This is a genomic window from Kitasatospora sp. NPDC057518 (assembly GCF_042802075.1).
Classification (GTDB): Bacteria; Actinomycetota; Actinomycetes; order Streptomycetales; family Streptomycetaceae; genus Kitasatospora.
Genome location: NZ_JBHVEU010000762.1, coordinates 1 through 1,815, shown reverse-complemented (window position 1 = coordinate 1,815; position 1,815 = coordinate 1). Strand labels below are relative to the sequence as shown.

1 protein-coding gene is annotated in these 1,815 nt (G+C 76.1%); it reads left to right on the top strand.

Annotated elements, in window-relative coordinates; genetic code table 11:
• Positions 1-118 precede the first annotated feature (118 nt).
• Positions 119-1,786 carry a DEAD/DEAH box helicase gene (locus ACFU7Z_RS39190; RefSeq protein ID WP_380782936.1) on the top strand — a complete coding sequence of 556 codons (1,668 nt, stop codon included), beginning with the start codon at positions 119-121 and terminating at the stop codon, positions 1,784-1,786.
• Positions 1,787-1,815 lie beyond the last annotated feature (29 nt).

Here is a 1,815-nt window from a genome sequence, read left to right as displayed (position 1 = left end):
GCACCGCACGGTGCGGGCCCCCGCTCATGCCGCCGTACGGCCGGGGCGGCGCACTCCATGCATCCGACGGCCGACTCCAGCCCGCAGCCCGGGCTGTAGACCGACGGACGGAGAATCCGTGACCACCCCTGCCCGCTCGCCGCGCGACCGCGGCCCCCGCACCACCGACCAGGCCCGCCGCACCGCCGGCGGCGACCGCCCGCGCAAGCCGCGCGGCCGCAGCGGCGCCCCCAAGCAGGCCCGCCCCGCCGCCGCCCCCGAGGCCACCGACTTCACCGTGGTCCAGGGCACCCCGGCCCGGCCCCCGGCGGCGTCCTTCGCCGAGCTGGAGATGCCCAAGGCGATCCTCTCCGCGCTCGGCCGCCAGGGCGTCACCGAGCCCTTCCCGATCCAGGCCGCCACGCTGCCCGACTCGATCGCCGGGCGCGACGTCCTCGGCCGCGGCCGCACCGGCTCCGGCAAGACCCTGGCCTTCGGCCTCCCGCTGCTCGCCCGCACCGCCGGGCGCCGCGCCGACGCCCGGTACCCGCTGGCGCTCGTCCTGGTGCCGACCCGCGAGTTGGCCCAGCAGGTCACCGAGGCGCTCACCCCGTACGCGACCGCCGTCAACCTGCGGATCACCACCGTCGTCGGCGGCATGTCGATCAACAAGCAGGCCAACGCGGTGCGCCGCGGCACCGAGGTCCTGGTGGCCACCCCGGGCCGGCTGGACGACCTGATCGGGCGCGGCGACGTCAACCTCTCCGACGTCGCGATCACCGTCCTCGACGAGGCCGACCAGATGGCCGACATGGGCTTCCTGCCGCAGGTCAGCAAGCTGCTGGAGCAGGTCGCCGAGGGCGGGCAGCGGATGCTGTTCTCCGCCACCCTGGACCGCAACGTCGACCGGCTGGTCAAGCGCTTCCTGACCGACCCGGTGACCCACTCGGTCGACCCCTCGGCCGGCGCGGTCACCACCATGGACCACCACGTCCTCCAGCTGGAGCAGGCCGACAAGGCCTCCGCCACCGCGCACATCGCCTCCCGCGACGGCCGCGTGATCATGTTCGTGCACACCAAGCACGGCGCCGACCGGCTCGCCAAGCAGCTGCTCGCCAACGGCGTGAAGGCCGCCGCGCTGCACGGCGGCAAGTCCCAGCCGCAGCGCAACCGGGTCCTGGACCAGTTCCGGGACGGCCACGTCACCGCGCTCATCGCGACCAACGTCGCCGCCCGCGGCATCCACATCGACGGCCTGGACCTGGTCGTCAACGTCGACCCGCCGGTCGACCACAAGGACTACCTGCACCGCGGCGGCCGCACCGCCCGGGCCGGCGAGTCCGGGACGGTCGTCACCCTGGTGCTGCCCGAGCAGCGCCGCGAGGTCAACCGGCTGATGACGACGGCCGGCATCCGCCCGACCGTCACCAAGATCCGCCCGGGCGACGCGGACCTCACCCGGATCACCGGCGCCCGCACCCCCAGCGGCGTGGCCGTGACGCTGGCCGTACCGGTCACCGCCGACCAGGCCGCGGCCGCCAAGGGCGGCGCCGACAAGCCCGCCGGGGCCAAGTCCGGCACCCCCCGCCGCCGGCCCGGCAAGCGCTCCGCGCTGCCCGCCGACGTCGACATGAACGGCAACCCGCGCCGCCCCCGCCCCAAGCAGCGCATCGGCGGCGCCGCCCAGGGCGAGCGCCCGCAGGCGGCCGGCTTCATCGGCCGCTCCTCGGGCCGCGCCAAGCCCGGCAGCGGCACCAAGTCCGGCTCCAACTACGGCACCGGCCGCCAGCGCCGCAAGGCCGACTGACGGCCGTCCCGGCCACGCCGTACGGGCCC